The organism is Sphingomonas sanguinis, from assembly GCF_001476905.1.
Classification (GTDB): Bacteria; Pseudomonadota; Alphaproteobacteria; order Sphingomonadales; family Sphingomonadaceae; genus Sphingomonas; species Sphingomonas sanguinis_B.
Map to the genome: position 1 here is coordinate 1 of NZ_LDTE01000071.1, position 15,920 is coordinate 15,920.

15 protein-coding genes are annotated in these 15,920 nt (G+C 65.8%); 10 read left to right on the forward strand and 5 right to left on the reverse strand.

Going from position 1 to position 15,920, the window contains the following annotated elements; genetic code table 11:
• Window positions 1–385: LuxR C-terminal-related transcriptional regulator (locus SB4_RS11570; RefSeq protein ID WP_193753802.1), on the forward strand; the 385-nt coding region annotated here is incomplete at its 5' end.
• Between the two features lie 9 nt (window positions 386–394).
• Here the strand turns inward: SB4_RS11570 and SB4_RS11575 are convergent.
• From SB4_RS11575 to adh, 4 genes are all read right to left on the reverse strand, one after another.
• A complete protein-coding gene (locus SB4_RS11575; protein ID WP_058752687.1) occupies window positions 395–2,632 on the reverse strand; it encodes a hybrid sensor histidine kinase/response regulator in 2,238 nt (745 codons plus the stop codon).
• Window positions 2,629–3,783 carry an FIST N-terminal domain-containing protein gene (locus SB4_RS11580; RefSeq protein ID WP_058752716.1) on the reverse strand — a complete coding sequence of 385 codons (1,155 nt, stop codon included), beginning with the start codon at window positions 3,781–3,783 and terminating at the stop codon, window positions 2,629–2,631. Before SB4_RS11580 ends, SB4_RS11575 begins: the two co-directional genes overlap by 4 nt.
• A 32-nt stretch (window positions 3,784–3,815) precedes the next feature.
• On the reverse strand, window positions 3,816–4,205 hold the full coding sequence (locus tag SB4_RS11585; protein WP_058717916.1) for a DUF779 domain-containing protein: 390 nt from the start codon (window positions 4,203–4,205) through the stop codon (window positions 3,816–3,818).
• Window positions 4,206–4,270: 65 nt separating this feature from the next.
• On the reverse strand, window positions 4,271–5,791 hold the full coding sequence (gene adh / locus SB4_RS11590; RefSeq protein WP_058752688.1) for an aldehyde dehydrogenase: 1,521 nt from the start codon (window positions 5,789–5,791) through the stop codon (window positions 4,271–4,273).
• A gap of 246 nt (window positions 5,792–6,037) precedes the next feature.
• Between adh and SB4_RS11595 the strand changes: the two genes are divergently transcribed.
• The 6 genes from SB4_RS11595 to SB4_RS11620 all read left to right on the forward strand — a co-directional run bounded on the left by SB4_RS11595 (window position 6,038) and on the right by SB4_RS11620 (window position 12,435).
• Window positions 6,038–7,435 (forward strand): ethanolamine ammonia-lyase subunit EutB, encoded by a 1,398-nt coding sequence (locus SB4_RS11595; RefSeq protein ID WP_058752689.1) that lies wholly within the window; start codon window positions 6,038–6,040, stop codon window positions 7,433–7,435.
• Complete coding sequence (gene eutC / locus SB4_RS11600) at window positions 7,432–8,256, forward strand: ethanolamine ammonia-lyase subunit EutC (RefSeq protein WP_082670132.1); 825 nt, start codon at window positions 7,432–7,434, stop codon at window positions 8,254–8,256. The genes SB4_RS11595 and eutC overlap by 4 nt, the downstream gene beginning before the upstream one ends.
• Window positions 8,257–8,274: 18 nt before the next feature.
• Window positions 8,275–9,645, forward strand: a complete 1,371-nt coding sequence (eat, locus tag SB4_RS11605) for an ethanolamine permease (RefSeq protein WP_058717913.1) — start codon at window positions 8,275–8,277, stop codon at window positions 9,643–9,645.
• 74 nt (window positions 9,646–9,719) lie between these two features.
• Window positions 9,720–11,003, forward strand: coding sequence for an outer membrane beta-barrel protein (locus SB4_RS11610; protein ID WP_058752690.1), 1,284 nt, complete (start codon window positions 9,720–9,722; stop codon window positions 11,001–11,003).
• 707 nt (window positions 11,004–11,710) lie between these two features.
• The gene (locus tag SB4_RS20020; protein ID WP_058752691.1) at window positions 11,711–11,971 is read left to right on the forward strand and encodes a hypothetical protein; all 261 of its coding nucleotides are present in this window, start codon (window positions 11,711–11,713) and stop codon (window positions 11,969–11,971) included.
• A gap of 23 nt (window positions 11,972–11,994) precedes the next feature.
• Entirely contained in the window at window positions 11,995–12,435 is a 441-nt protein-coding gene (locus SB4_RS11620) for a helix-turn-helix transcriptional regulator (RefSeq protein WP_058752692.1), read from the forward strand.
• A 193-nt stretch (window positions 12,436–12,628) separates the two neighbouring features.
• On the opposite strand, the gene SB4_RS11625 is transcribed toward SB4_RS11620, so the two are convergent.
• Window positions 12,629–13,414: a winged helix-turn-helix domain-containing protein gene (locus SB4_RS11625; protein ID WP_058752693.1), complete on the reverse strand. Its 786-nt coding sequence runs from the start codon at window positions 13,412–13,414 to the stop codon at window positions 12,629–12,631.
• 138 nt (window positions 13,415–13,552) lie between these two features.
• Here SB4_RS11625 and SB4_RS20510 point away from each other — a divergent pair, with 138 nt between their 5' ends.
• From SB4_RS20510 to SB4_RS11640, 3 genes are read left to right on the forward strand one after another with little or no spacing between them, the layout of a single operon-like run.
• A complete protein-coding gene (locus tag SB4_RS20510) occupies window positions 13,553–14,200 on the forward strand; it encodes a serine hydrolase domain-containing protein (protein ID WP_058752694.1) in 648 nt (215 codons plus the stop codon).
• Window positions 14,148–15,029, forward strand: coding sequence for a serine hydrolase (locus SB4_RS20515; protein WP_193753803.1), 882 nt, complete (start codon window positions 14,148–14,150; stop codon window positions 15,027–15,029). The genes SB4_RS20510 and SB4_RS20515 overlap by 53 nt, the downstream gene beginning before the upstream one ends.
• A gap of 32 nt (window positions 15,030–15,061) precedes the next feature.
• Entirely contained in the window at window positions 15,062–15,829 is a 768-nt protein-coding gene (locus SB4_RS11640) for a hypothetical protein (RefSeq protein WP_153006190.1), read from the forward strand.
• The last annotated feature ends 91 nt before the right edge of the window (window positions 15,830–15,920 follow it).

Genomic DNA, 15,920 nt, shown 5'->3' on the forward strand with positions numbered 1-15,920 from the left:
GGGGATGAAGCCCGCCGCGCTGGCGACCGGCGCGGCGGGCTTCATCCCCAAATCGCTCCGCCGCGAAGGGATTGCCGAGGCGCTGTCCACGGTGCTGGCGGGCGACATCTATGTCCCCGCCGAATACGATCAGTCGGGGGATAGCGAGGAAATCCGCGAAATCTGGGCGCGGGTCGAACAGTTGAGCCCGCAGCAGCGCATCGTGCTGGGACAGATCATCGCGGGCAAGCTGAACAAGCAGATCGCCTATGAGCTCAACATCTCAATGACCACGGTCAAGGCGCATGTCTCGGCCGTGCTCGGCAAGCTGGGCGTGGTCAGCCGCACCCAGGCCGCCGTCGCGGCGGGCAAGATCGGCTTCGTCCCTCCGAGCCCAAACGGCTAGAGCCGCCCATCACCCCTTGGACGGGCTGAGCAGCGCGCGCAGATGCGCAGGCTTGAGCGGCTTGGTCAGGCAGGCAAAGCCTTCGGCGGTCAAATGCGCGCGCAGCTCGGGCGTGCGGTCGGCGGTGACGATCACGGCGGTCAGGTTCATGCCCGTCCGCTCGCGCAAGGCGTGCACCGCAGCGTTGCCGGTTTCCGCCCCGTCGAGATGATAGTCGGCGACGACGATATCGGGCGTAAAACCGGACGCGATCACCGCCAGCGCCTCTTGCGTGCTGCGCGCGATAGCGACGCGGTAGCCCCAGCCCGACAGCATCGCCGACATGCCCTCCAAGATCACCGCCTCATTGTCGATCACCAGAACGGCCCGGTCCGCCGCAGGGCGCGAGCGCATCTCGACCCGTGGCGCGGGGCTGGGTTCGCGGGGTTCGGCCAACGGCAGGGTGATCGAGAAGGTCGACCCCTTCCCCGGCGTCGATTCCAGCTCGACCGCCGTGTCCAGCATCCGCGCCGCCCGCTCGACGATGGCGAGGCCCAGACCCATGCCGCGGTCGCGACCGCCCTCGCGCAGGCGGCGAAACTCCTCGAAGATACATTGCTGATGCTCGGGCGCGATGCCCTCGCCCGTGTCGCGCACGGAAATGCGCACGCCGTCGCCGATCGCCTCACACCGGATGTCGACCCGCCCGCGATCGGTATAGCGCAGCGCGTTGGAGAGAAGGTTCTGCAGGATGCGCCGGGCCAGCCGGATGTCGGTGCGCACCCAGAAATCGGGCAGCGCGATGTCGAGTTCCAGTCCGCGTGCCCGCGCGACGGGCGCAAATTCGGCCAGCATCGCGCGCAGCAGGTCGGCCAGCGGCACGTCCGCCGGTTGCGGCACAATCGCCCCGGCATCCAGCTTCGAGATTTCGAGCAGCGCCTCTAGCAGGTCCTCGACCGAGTCGAGCGCCGAGGCGGTCTGCCGCACCAGGATGCGCGTCGCGGGTGCCAGCCGACGATCCGCCGCCGCCGACACGAACAGCCGCGCGGCGTTCAGCGGCTGGAGCAGATCATGGCTCGCCGCCGCCAGGAAGCGTGTCTTCGACAGATTGGCGTCCTCGGCCGCCGTCTTCGCCTCGCGCAGCGCCGCCTCGGCCGACTGGCGTTCGGCGACCTCGTGGCGCAATTCGGCGTTAAGCGCGACGAGATCACCGGTCCGCTCACGCACCCGTCGTTCCAGCGTGTCATAGGCGTCGCGCAGCGCGGCATCGGCGGCGAGACGCTCGGTAATGTCCTCGAAGCTCATCACCATGCCGCCATCGGCCATGGGCGAGCGCCGCACCTCGACGAACCGCCCATCGGGACGCCGGTGCTGGGCCACCACGTCCGCCGCGCCGCAGGGCAGCCAGTCGAGCGTGTCGCCCTCCTCCGACGTCCAGTGCGCGCCGTGCGCCATCATCCCGGCAAAGGTGCGGATACCCATCAGGCCGTCATCCGACAGGCCGATCATGGCCAGCAGCGGCCCGTTGGAGGCGATCAGCCGGCGATCGGGGCCATAGACCGCGACGCCCAGCCGGATCGTGTCCAGCGTCGCCTGCAGGATCGCGGTCTTCTCGGCGAGTTCGCGGTTGCGCTGCCGCGCATCCTCGGCCTTCACGTCGGTGATGTCGGTATAGATGCCGACGATCCCACCTTCCGAGGTCCGCAATTCGTTGATCTGGATATAGCGCCCGTCGGCCAGGATATGGACATGGCCGCCCTCGGCCACGCGGTGCTGCGCGACGCGTTCGGAAATCCATCGCTGCGGCGCCTCCAGCACGCCGCGCGTACTGCCCGTCTCGCGAATCCAGCGGACCATATCCTCGAACGTGACCCCAGGCCGGATGCGATCGGCGAAGCGCGGCCACAGACCCAGATAGGTGTCGTTGTAGAGGATCAGGCGATCCTCGGCATCGAACAGCGCGAAGCCTTCGTTGATGCTGGCGATCGCGTCGATCAGTCGCCGCTCGGCATCGTCGGCCTGCGCCTTGGCGGCCCCAAGTTCGGCATTGGACGCCGCCAGCTCGGCCAGCGCGCGCTCCAGGTCGCCGGTCCGATCGCGGACCTTGGCCTCCAGCGTGATCGCGGTCTCGAACAGCGAAAAGGCATTGCCCTGAAGATCGGTCGACCGCTCGACCCGGTTCATCAGCACCTCGATGATCCGGTCCGCCTTGGCGAGCCGGGCCTCCAGCGCCGCGATACGCGCCTGATCCGTCTGCGGATCGGTCATGCGCCGATCACGATGCCGGAGAAGCTCTGGTTGACGTGCAGCGCGTGGAACTGCTCGCCATAGGTGTTGAAGCCGACGACCCGCCGCTCGGCGAACAGCGCCGACACGTCGTGGCGAATCTGCTGCGTCGTCAGCGCCACCGAATTGAGCACGCAGTCGAAGCCGATGACGCTGTCGAGCCCGCCGACCTGATGGTCCAGCCGGTCGAACAGCTCGCGCAGGCCCGCCAGCACGTTGCGCACCTCGCCCAGAGTCAGCACGATGCCCTCGTCGATCGCGCCGTAGAAGGTCAGGCTGCCGTCCGGATTCGCGCTCTGGATCGAGCGGCAGTAATATTCGCCCCCAGCGCGCACCATCGGCGGGTGGAGCGCGAACAGCTCGGGCGTCAGCTCATGCGCGGCGACCCCGATCAGCCGGGCATATTCCGCCGCCGCCGGTTCGGCGTTGATCTCGGCCACGATGCGCTGGTCGGGATTGGCCCCGGTCACGACCATCTTGACCTGGCCGGGCGCATAATGCTGCGACCGGAAGACGTGCATCGGGCGGCGCGAGCACAGCACCGCCAGCAGCGCGGCATCGCGCCGGAACGCGCCGTCATGGAAGACGAAGGTCTGCTTGAAGTCGAGCCCGTCGCCCGACGATCCGCCGATCAGCGGAATGTCGCCCAGCGCGTCCTGCACCGTGACGGTCAGCATCTCCTCGCGATGCGACAGGCCGTCGACCAGGAAGATGGCGGCGCGGCCGCGATCATGCCCGCATCGCTGCGCGGTGTCGGCCGTCTCGGCCACCAGTTCGCGGACCACCTGCTGCGCGCTGACGGGGTCGAAGCGGTCGAGATCGTCGAAGCGCAGCGCGCACATCGTGAAGTCGGCGGCGGGGAAGCCGATCGCGGTGATCGTGCCCTCCACCATCCCGTCCGGCGCAATCTCCCCCGACGAGGTGCAGCCGATCACAGTCAGCCACTGGCTGCGCTCGGCGATGGCGGCGGCGACGCGGTCCAGATCGTAGCGGCTCGAACAGAACAGCATCATGCCCGTCAGGCTGGGCGGATCGAGCCGCGCCATCACCGCCTCGATCGCGGCGACCGGATCGTCCAGGTCGGACGAGGCCGTGCGGATCGCGGGGACAGATGGAAACTGGTCCTTGGTCATGGTCGCGATCATGCCATCGCCGGACGTGGGCGTCATCCGCCGCGTGGGGGCTCCCCCGCCGCATCCAGCGCATCGACCTCCGCATCGCTGAACACCCGGCTGCGCACGATGAAGCGGACGCCCTCCGGCCCCTCCAGCGAAAAACCGGCACCCCGCCCCGGCACGACGTCGATCGTCACCTGGGTATGCCGCCAATATTCGAATTGCGCCGCGCCGATCCACACCGGCACGCCGTCCGCGATGGTACCCAGCAGCACGTCTTGCGCCCCCACCCGGAACTCGCCGTTGGGATAGCACATCGGTGCCGAACCGTCGCAACAGCCCCCCGACTGGTGGAACATCAACGGGCCATGGATCGCGCCAAGCCGCGCGATCATCGAAATGGCGGCGGGCGTGGCCAGGATACGGGGGGGCGGCGTCACAGGCGGTTCTCCGCAAAGAGGAAGGGCGGCGCTCCCGTCTGGAAACGCCGCCCCCCGGTGGTCGATCAGAAGAAGCCCAGCGCCTTGGGGCTGTAGCTGACCAGCAGGTTCTTGGTCTGCTGATAATGATCGAGCATCATCTTGTGCGTTTCGCGGCCGATGCCCGACTGCTTGTACCCGCCGAACGCCGCATGGGCCGGGTACATGTGGTAGCAGTTGGTCCACACGCGACCCGCCTGGATGCCGCGGCCCATGCGATAGGCGGTCGTGCCGTTGCGCGACCAGACGCCCGCACCCAGGCCATAGAGCGTGTCGTTCGCCTGGGCGAGCGCATCCGCCTCGTCCTTGAAGGTCGTCACCGCCAGGACGGGACCGAAGATCTCCTCCTGGAAGATGCGCATCTTGTTATGGCCTTCCAGGATCGTCGGCGTGACGTAATAGCCGCCGTCCAGCTCGCCGCCCAGCTGCGCCCGCGCGCCGCCGGTCAGCAGCTTGGCTCCCTCGCCCTTGCCGATGTCGATATAGGACAGGATCTTTTCGAGCTGGTCGTTCGAGGCCTGCGCGCCGATCATCGTCGCCATGTCGAGCGGGCTGCCCTGCTTGATCTTCTGCACGCGGGCGATGGCGCGCTCCATGAAGCGGTCATAGATGCTCTCATGCACCAGCGCGCGGCTCGGACAGGTGCAGACCTCGCCCTGGTTCAGCGCGAACATGGCGAACCCTTCGAGCGCCTTGTCGAAGAAGTCGTCGTCTTCCTGCATCACGTCGGCGAAGAAGATGTTGGGGCTCTTGCCGCCCAGCTCCAGCGTGACCGGGATCAGGTTCTCGGTCGCATACTGCATGATGAGGCGACCGGTCGTCGTCTCGCCGGTAAACGCGATCTTGGCGATACGCTTGTTCTGCGCCAGCGGCTTGCCCGCCTCGACTCCGAAACCGTTGACGACGTTCAGCACACCCTCGGGCAGCAGGTCGCCGATGACCTCCATCAGGACCATGATCGACATCGGCGTCTGCTCGGCGGGCTTCAGCACCACGCAGTTGCCCGCCGCCAGCGCAGGAGCCAGCTTCCACACCGCCATCAGCAGCGGGAAGTTCCAGGGGATGATCTGGCCCACGACGCCCAGCGGCTCGTGGAAGTGATAGGCGATGGTGTCATGGTCGATCTCGGCGATCGAGCCTTCCTGCGCGCGCAGACAGCCCGCGAAATAGCGGAAATGGTCGATCGCCAGCGGCAGGTCGGCGGCGGTCGTCTCGCGGATCGGCTTGCCGTTGTCGATCGTCTCGACCAGCGCGAGGAGGTTCAGCTTCTCCTCCATCCGATCGGCGATCTTTAGCAGGATGCGGCTGCGCTCGGCGGGCGAGGTGCGTCCCCAGGCGTCCTTGGCCTTGTGCGCAGCGTCCAGCGCCAGCTCGATATCCTCGGCGGTGCCGCGCGCGATCTGGCAGACGGTCTTGCCCGTGACCGGCGAGGGATTGTCGAAATACTGCCCGCGCACGGGGGCAACCCACTGGCCGCCGATGAAATTGTCGTATTTCGGGCGGATCACGACATCGCCCTTCAGCTGCTCGATAGCCTGGTGCAACATGAAGCCTCTCCTTAGCTCGCGGGGTTCGCGATCGACTCGCTCCCCATCGGCACAGGATGCGCCCGACCGGCCGCCGCGTCACTAATACCAATGACCCAGTCGCCTGCATGCCGACTCCGATTTATCCATGTTAGGATGATCGCTCGGCGGCCCGTCCTGAACGGGTCGAGGATCGAAAACGCGCCGTGGCGCCGGGCCTCGCAATGACGGGCAGGGCGACGACGGACATGGCGATGGAGAGAGCATTTGGCGTACACATCGGACGTCGGCGGGCAACGTTTCGCTTTTCGCGACCTCAAACACGTCATGGCGAGCGCGTCACCCGCCCGCTCCGGTGACGAACTGGCCGGACTGGCCGCCGCCAGCGCGGCGGAGCGGATGGCCGCCCGCGCGGTGCTGGCCGACCTGCCGTTGACCCGCTTCGTGAACGAGGCGCTGGTCCCCTATGAAGAGGACGAGGTCACCCGCCTCATCATCGACACGCATGACGAACGCGCCTTTGCGCCGATCGCGCACCTGACCGTCGGGGGCTTTCGCGACTGGCTGCTCTCCAACGAGGTCGGTGCCGAGGCGCTGGGCGCGGTGGCGCCCGCCCTGACGCCCGAAATGGTCGCCGCCGTGTCGAAGCTGATGCGCAACCAGGATCTGATCGCGGTGGCGAGCAAGACCCGCGTGACCAAGGCGTTCCGCACCACCGTCGGCCTGCCCGGCCGCCTGTCGACGCGGCTCCAGCCCAACCACCCGACCGACGACCTGCGCGGCGTGGCCGCCAGCGTGCTCGACGGCCTGCTTTTCGGGGCGGGGGACGCCACGATCGGCATCAATCCGGCGACCGACAACGTCCCCAATGCGATCGAGCTGATGAAGATGCTCGACGAGCTGCGGCTGCGCTACGACATTCCGACGCAGACCTGCGTGCTGACCCATGTCACCAACTCAATCGAGATCATCAACCGCAACGCCCCGCTCGACCTGGTCTTCCAGTCGGTGGCGGGCAGCGAGGCGGCCAATCAGGGTTTCGGCATCAACCTGGCCATCCTGAAGGAAGCGCATGAGGCCGCGCTGTCGCTGAAGCGCGGCACGATCGGCGACAATGTGATGTATTTCGAGACCGGACAGGGCGCCGCCCTGTCGGCCAATGCGCATCACGGCATCGACCAGCAGACGATGGAGGTCCGCGCCTATGCCGTCGCCCGCGCCTTCGACCCGCTGCTGGTCAACACGGTCGTCGGCTTTATCGGCCCCGAATATCTCTATGACGGCAAGCAGATCATCCGCGCCGGACTGGAGGATCATTTCTGCGGCAAGCTGCTCGGCCTGCCGATGGGCTGCGACGTCTGCTACACCAACCATGCGGAGGCCGATCAGGATGATATGGACGTCCTGATGACGCTGCTGACCAATGCGGGCTGCACCTTCCTCATCATGGTGCCCGGCTCCGACGACATCATGCTGAATTACCAGAGCCTGGCCTATCACGACATCCTGTACCTCCGCTCGGTGCTGGGCGTGCGCGCCGCGCCCGAGTTCGAGGCGTGGCTGGAGCGAATGAACATGGTCGCCCCCGATGGCGGCATCCGCGAGCTGCGACCCGGCGATTCGCGACTGCTCACCCTCACCGACCAGCAGACGCTGTACGTATGAGCGAGGATCGGCCCCTTCCCGCCGCCGGTTCGCCCCGGTCCGCCGCGACGGACGAGACGCCCGACATCTGGTCGGCGCTGCGCCACACCACGGCGGCCCGGATCGGGCTGGGCCGGGCGGGCAACGCCATCCCGATCGGCGAAGTGCTGAAGTTCCAGCAGGCGCACGCCGTGGCGCGCGACGCGGTCCACGCTGCCCTCGACATCGCCACGCTGGAGGCCGAGCTGGCCCCGTTGCCCAGCGTCACCGTATCGAGCCAGGTCAGCGACCGCGCGACCTATCTGCGCCGCCCCGACCTGGGCCGCCTGCTCGCCCCCGAAGACGAGGATCGGCTGAAGGCGCTCGCGGGCGAGCCCTATGACATCGTCTTCGTCGTCGGCGACGGCCTGTCCTCCACCGCAGTGCAGCGTCATGCCGCGCCGGTCATCCAGGCCTGTCGCCGCGCCCTGTCGGACTGGTCGATCGCACCGATCGTCATCGCCCGGCAGGCGCGGGTCGCCATCGCCGACCCGATCGGTGCCGCGCTCGGTGCTCGGCTGAGCGTCATCCTGATCGGCGAGCGGCCCGGCCTGACCGTGTCGGACAGCCTGGGTCTCTACATGACCTATGGCCCCCGTCCGGGGCGGCGCGATTCCGAGCGCAACTGCATCTCGAACATCCATACTCGTGGCGGCCAGAGCTATGAGCAGGCCGCGCGGACCCTGGCCTGGCTGGCGCGCGAATCGCTGCGCCGCAGCCTGTCGGGGGTCGATCTCAAGGACGATCTGCCCGCCGAAGCGCTCGATGCGCCCCAGGCGACACCACACATCCCGGAACGCTAACCAGAGGGGGGAACATCTATGTCCCAAGGTTCGGAGACCCATCTCAAGAAATCACTGAACGCCTTTCACTTATGGGGCATCGCCGTCGGCCTCGTCATTTCGGGCGAATATTTCGGGTGGAGCTATGGCTGGGCGACGGCGGGGACGCTGGGCTTCCTCGTCACCACCACGGTCGTCGCGGCGATGTACGTCGCCTTCATCTTCTCCTTTACCGAGCTGACCACGGCGATCCCGCAGGCGGGCGGCCCGTTCGCCTATGCCAACCGCGCCTTCGGCCCCGTGGGCGGCGCGATCGCCGGTTTCGCCACGCTGATCGAATTCATCTTCGCGCCCCCCGCCATCGCGCTGGCGATCGGTTCCTATCTGGCGGTGCAATATCCCTCGCTCAATCCCAAGACGGCGGCACTGGGCGCCTATGCGATCTTCGCGACGCTCAACATCGTCGGGGTCGGCATCGCCGCGACCTTCGAGCTGTTCGTGACGATCCTGGCGGTCGGCGAGCTGCTGGTGTTCATGAACGTCGTCGCGCCAGTCTTCTCGATGGATCACTTCGCGGCGGGCGGCTGGGCGGGCAGCGACACGCTGACCCTCGCCTCGCTGGGCGGCATCTTCGCGGCCATCCCGTTCGCCATCTGGTTCTTCCTGGCAATCGAAGGCGTCGCCATGGCGGCCGAGGAGGCCAAGGAACCGCGCCGCACCATCCCGATCGCCTATATCACCGGCATCCTGACCCTGACCGCGCTCGCCTTCGGCGTGATGATCCTGGCGGGCGGATCGGGCGACTGGAAGAGCTTGGCCAACCTCAACGATCCGCTGCCCCAGGCGATGAAGCGCGCCGTCGGCAATTCCAGCGGCTGGCTGCACATGCTGGTCTGGCTGGGCCTGTTCGGGCTGGTCGCCTCGTTCCACGGCATCATCATGGGTTATGCCCGCCAGATATTCGCACTGGCCCGCGCGGGCTTCCTGCCCGGTGCCCTCGGCCGACTGCATCCGCGCTTCCGCACGCCCCACATCGCCACGCTGGTCGGTGCGGTGATCGGCGTCGTCACCATCTACAGCGACAATCTGGTCAGCATCGCGGGCCAGTCGCTGACCGCCAGCGTCGTCACCCTGTCGGTCTTCGGCGCGCTGACCATGTACGTCATGTCGATGCTGTCGCTGTTCCGCCTGCGCAAGACCGAGCCGGGCCTCGCCCGTCCATATCGCGCGCCGGGCTATCCGCTCGTACCGGGCTTCGCGCTCGCCATGGCCAGCGTCGCGGGCGTCGCGATGATCTATTACAACCTCCAGATCGCGGGGCTGTTCATCGTGACGATGATGGTCGCGGTCACGCTGTCGGTGCGGCTGCGTGCCGGGCGCAAGGACATCGCGACGGCGGTCGTCGCCTGATCCGATGACGAAAGGGACGGCGCCGGCGGGCGCCGTCAACCGAAATTCCATTTATTCATGACAAGGGGGCTCTCATGAAATATCGCCACATCCTCGCCTGTGCCGGAGCCACGCTACTCGGCCACCATGCCGCTTTCGCGCAAAGCGTCGACAAGCCCATCGACACGGCCAAGAACCATCCACCAGCGGCGGCCGATGCCTCGCCGCCGGCGGAGGGCAAGCCCGACTGGGCCTCGACCATCTCCTACGCGTTGCAGTTCGAGGGCAGCATCGCCGTCAATCCGGCGGACCCGGCAGACAATCTGAACTTCGGCCACGAGCTGGCTGACCGCGCCAACCGGCCGCTGTTCAACCAGGCGCTGGCGACCATCAGCCGCCCCGTCTCGGGCGGTCCCGACACCGATGTCGGCTTCAACCTGCAGGGCCTGTTCGGCACCGACGCCCGCTACACCCCGACGATCGGCCTGTTCGACCAGACCTTCAAGGGTCGCTACCAGTTCGTCCTGACCCAGGCCAACGTCGTCGTTCACACGCCGATCCTGACCGAGGGTGGCGTCGATTTCAAAATCGGTCTGGCACCGGGAGCCATGGGGTATGAGGGCATCGACCCGACGTCTCGCCCGTTCTACACCCTGTCCTACGTCACCAACTTCATGGTGCCCTTCCAGACGGTCGGCGTGATCGCGACGATCCATGCCAGCCCGAAGCTCGACATCATCACCGGCATCGACGCCGGTAACGAGGTCGTGCCCGGCAAGTCCGACAATAACGGCGCCCCGGCGGGCTATTTCGGCGTCAGCCTGAACCATCTCGCCAACGATCGGCTGACCATCCTGGCGATGACGCGCTTCGGCCCGGAAAACTCGCTGAAGGTCATGCCCGATGCGAACCGGCGCATGCGCTACTGGAACGACATCACCGCCACCTACAAGCTCAGCGACCGCACCACCCTGGTCGGCGAGGCCAATTACATCCGCGACGACGGGCTGAAGGCCGAGGCGTTCGGCGTGGTCGGCTATGTCATCCGCACGCTCAGCCCGGAATGGAGCTTGGCGGTGCGCGGCGAAGTAATGCGTGATTCCCAGGGCGCATTTGTGGTCGGCTTCGCCTCCGACACAGCCTTTGCCAACGGCATTATCGGCAATCCCGACAATTTCGTCACCGCCCCGCCGACCACCTATGGCGGCCTGACCATCGGCGCGAGCTATAAGCCCGCCGCGATCAATTCCAAGAAAGTCGCCGTCACCATCCGTCCCGAACTCCGCTACGACCGGTCGCTCAATGGCACCCGGCCCTATAACGGCCTGTCGGACAAGGATCAGGTGATCGGCAGCCTAGACCTGATCGTCGGCTTCTGAGGGCCATTCCGACCAGACCCTGGCCTGTGACACCATAGATCGAACGACACGCTACCGACCTTGGTCGCCACTCGGCCCCCCCGCCCCTTCTCACCGGGCCCGCCCCGAGTGGCACCTTTCTCTTTATCCATACGCGATCGCCCCGACCCATCCCTCCACGTCCTCCCGCGACGTTGAGCCCGATCGCCGATCAGCTTCAAGTCGGCCGCGTGCATGCCGAGAAGCAAGGCTCGCAGATCGTCGATGACTATACCGACCACGCCATCTTCGTCACCTCGCATCCCCGCACAAGGGGGTTACAGAGACCGTGGCTCGGACGTGGGGGAGGGCCTTCCCATCCTAATGGTATGGATATGGTGGCTGCGGCTGCGCCTGCTTAACAGAACGATGGGCACCGTCCTTGAAGCGCATTTTGGGACTTCTAAATCGGCTGAGCGATCTGGTCGATGTCCGCAAAGACGATCTGGGGCTGGCGCTGGCAAGAGAGCACGGGCCTCGCCGGAGGCGCTCCTTCGCCGCAAAGCTTAAAAGGCCAATCGGACGACACAACGGATCGAGGTGACGTCGTCGACCCCGACGGAGCTTCCTTCTGATGGCTGATTTCGTCGCCCATGTCGCTCTTGGCGAAAGCCTGACATCCGTCGGGCAGTTGCGCCTCACGCACGTCGGACCACGGCAGTTTTCGACAGCGGATCGAGGCGGCGGAGGTGCTGCGGACGCTGGTCGAGGACATCATCCTGACGCCGGCGGATGGCAGGATCGAGATCGACGTTCGCGGCGATCTTGCTGGAATCCTTACGCTTTTGGCGCAAAAGCAAAACCCCGCAGCGGGCGCTACGGGGTTGCAATTTGAGATGGTTTCGGGGGCCTGCTTTAATCGTAACTTGCGGCACTCCAATTTCCTCCTTACGGTTAAAAGATTAATGGAAACCGAAGGCCATATCGGACTTTTTCGTAGCGCTGCGTAAGTCGGCAAGATCAATTGCCGCAAATGTTGCGGCGCATAGGGTCAACTATTATTGCACTGCTCGCCCAGACATTGCTGGTCGAGGCACTTCGCCTGCACCTGACTGACCAGTCGGCACAAGCGTGGAGCTGGCTGGCAGCCCTGGGTGACTTGCGTATGCGCGCTGCACTCTCCGCGATGCATGCCAATCCGGCGAAACCCTGGAAGCATGAAGACCTCGCCAAAACCGCCGGCATGTCGCGGTCGAGCTTCGTAGTACGCTTCGGGGAAACATTCGGCCAGACCCCGCTAGAATATCTGACCCGATGGCGGCTGATCCTCGCAGCGTACCGCCTGGCGCAGGAGCGTACGACGCTTGCAATGGTAGCACCGACAATAGGTTACGAATCGGAGAGCGCCTTTGCCGCAGCCTTCAAACGCGTGCTGGGCCAATCGCCACGTCAATTCGTCAAAGCCATCACCTGACTGCGTCGCATGGCCAGATGGCGGCTACGCCTCACGAAAAGAACCACAACCGGTCGTTCGCGACCTCGTTTCAGCTCCCCACTTTCTGCCATTCATTCATATCTGCGGCCGAGGGCATACTAAGCCTCGGCCCTGCCGCCTGTCTCGAAAAGGATAGTTAGTGAGAAGCTTGGCCAAACGGTGGTGGAGAATATCAACTTGCCGTACTCACCGCCCGCGCAAGATCGGTCGCCATGCTCCTCGCCAGTCGGCCTTGAAGCGGCACATAATCCTGCATGTCGGTGGGAGCGGCGAACTGGCCTGACCATAGCACACGATCTGAACCGTCCTCGGCGAGCGTCACGACCACGGTGGTTCGCTGCTGCGTCTGGCGCACGCTGACTCGCGCGTGAAGATCGGCCTTTTGCCCGTTGGCTGCCACGGAGTAGTTGGCGGGCAGACGGCGGCTGGTTTCGGCGATGAAGCTCTCGCGAAGTCCGGCGTTGAAGTGCGGGAACAGCACATACTCGCATAGCCCCTTTACCGGCTCGATCGCGATCCTGTGCCGGGTCGGGAACATCGCTCCAAGCGCCCACACCGCGCCCCCGATCGCGAGCGCGGTCAGCACGGCGCCTGCCGCGATCGGGCGACGTACCTTGGCCATTGGCCTCTCAGGTCCGGCCTCTAGATCGTTTGCGTCAATCGTAAGGATGAAGCGATAGCCGGACCTTGGCCGGGTCTGAACAAAGCGCGGAGTATCAGCTTCGTCACCGAGCAGGGAGCGGATGCGACGAATACAGGTGTTGAGGGCGGCATCCCCGCCCGTGCCTGCCCGCGGCCAGAACCGATCGAGCAATTCGGACCGGCCGACCGTCCGCTCTCGGTTCTCGATCAGAAAGGCCAGAACCTCGACGGTCTGGGGCGATGCGTCGAGCACCACACCATCACGGTATATCCGCAATGCGGCGGGATCAAGGTCGAAGTCGGCGAAGCGGATCATGGCGGGTTACCGGAAAAGCGCGGGAAAACTGGTTCGATCGCAATATGTCAGATCAGGTCACAAATTGTTATGCGGCGTCGGGAGTGGGGGCAGGATAATCGATCGCGGCGTTACCCGCATCATTTCGAAAGGCTGCCCTTGCCGCAGGCATTCCTCACCGCGACGGCCGACCGACGAAGCGTCCTTGGGGCCGCCCTGACCGGCCTAGTAGCGTCGTTGGGCTGGCCCACGCCCGCTCATGCGACAGCGGCCTCCGCCGGTATCGACGACCTGCTCGACCTTTCCGCGCGCGCCTATGGCACTATTGGTCACTCCGTTGCCGTGTTGCGCCGGGGCAGGCTGATCTATTCCCGTCATGCGGGGCTGTCCGACCGTAAAACGGGAGCGCCGATCACCGACGCTTCCGTCTACCCGCTATTCTCGATTTCGAAGCTGTTCCTGGTCGTGGAGCTGCTGAAGGCGCGAAGGGCCGGGCTAATCGACCTCGCCGAACCGCTCGGTGCAATACGGGCCGGCCTGCCGTCTGCATGGACCGGGATCACCCTGGCGCAGGCTCTCGCCCATGTTTCCGGCCTGCCGGACTATATTCCCGATCACGTCGCGCCGTCCGAGGACCAGGCATTCGCCGCCATCGAGGCGCTTCCCCTCCGTTTCGCGCCGGGCACGCGCAACGACTATAATCAGACCAATTTCCTGTTCGAAGAAGGCGCTCGAACAGGCGACACGGACGCCGTTGACGGCTCTGGTCGCAAATCAGTTCCGCAGCGCTGGGATGCGACGGACTAGCTACCACGTCGAGGGGCAACCCCCGCTGCGGGGCCTGGTGTCGAGCTATCGCCCGGCCCCCGGACGCGATCGACCGCCACTGCCCTACATATCGCCTTCGTGGCCGGCCTACACCCTTGGCTCGCGGGGCATCTTCACGACACTGCCGGATCTGGTCCGCTGGTCGCAGGCGCTGCTCCGGGGAGGGCTCATCCCCCTTGCCGCCCTGCGCGAATCCTGGTCGCCCTTCATCATGCCCTCAGGCGATACCGCGTGGCACACGCACGGCTGGGAATATTACCGGCACGACGACGTGACGATCATCGGGCATGGCGGCGAGGTGCGCCTAGTCTGGCGGCATTTCTTCCGGCGGGCCGACCCCGACGACAGCGCGACCGTGATCTACCTGGACAATGGCGGGCGCACGACCTTCGACCGGCATCGCCTCGCCACCCTCGTCGCCGATCGCGTCATGCCGGGCGCCGCCCGGAAAGGCGAGGAGCAGGAAGAAGCCCTGTACCGGGGACTGGTGTCGGGCCGGTGGGACCAGACCGTGGCGGCGGTCGCGGCGACGATTCCGGCGGATAGGCTGGAAGCGACCGTCAACAGCGTCGGCTACGACGCCATGAACATCCTCGATGCCGGTGCCGCTCTGCCGGTGTTCCGGTGGAACGCGCAACGATTCCCACGTTCCGCCAATGCCAATGACAGCCTGGGCGAAGCTTATCGTGCCGCCGGCCAGCTCGACCGAGCGAAGGAGAGCTACCGGCGCGCGTTGATGCTCGATCCGGCAAACGAGCGCATCAAGGCAACAATCGACGAGCTGGACCACCCGCCCCGCCCCCGGTGACGGACAGGCGCTCTTAACACAGGATGATGAAGATGCATCTGCTCCCACGCTTGCTGGGCGCGGTCGCCATGCTTTTGCTGGCGGTCCGGCCCGCCGCAGCGGAACCGACCAAGATCGATGTTCGCGTAATCGCGCGCGGTGCCAAGTTTCTGGGTGGCTATACGACGCCCGTGCGGGTGACGCTGACCGACGCGGACACCGGCGAGATCTTGGCACGCGGCGTCACGTCCGGCACCACCGGCGACACGCAGCGGATCATGACTGGCGGCGCGGATAATGGTGGCAAAAGGGCCGATGCCGATACGGCAGCCTTCAGAACGACCTTGAATCTCGATCATCCGCGACGGATCACCGCGACGGTTACAGGTCCGCTCAGCCAGGCGCAGGCGACGACGACCGCGACCAGTACCCAATGGGTGCTGCCCGGCCATGACATCACCGCCGGCGATGGCTGGGCGATCGAGCTGCCCGGCCTGATCGTCGATATCGCCGATCCGATCGCCTATCACTGGGTCAAGGCAGGCGAAACGGTGCCGCTTCGGGTCGGCGTGACGATGCTGTGCGGCTGCGCGATCTCGGAGAACGGCCCGTGGCGCGCGAGCGACACGGAGGTGGAGGCGATCATTACGATCAACGGTGGTACGCCGCGTCGCATCCCCCTGCGCTTCGATCCTGATGCCGCCATATTCACGGCGGATGTGCCAACGAAGGAAGCCGGCCTTTACGAGATCGAAGTGACGAGCTGGATCGCTGCCAGCAACAATGCTGGCGTCGCGCATACCGCCTTCTTCGTTCATTAACGGTGCCTTCGTGAGCCTGCCAAGCCCCGCATATCTCACGATCCACCATCGATCGAACTCCAATTCGGTAACTTGTTACCGAACTTTGGGG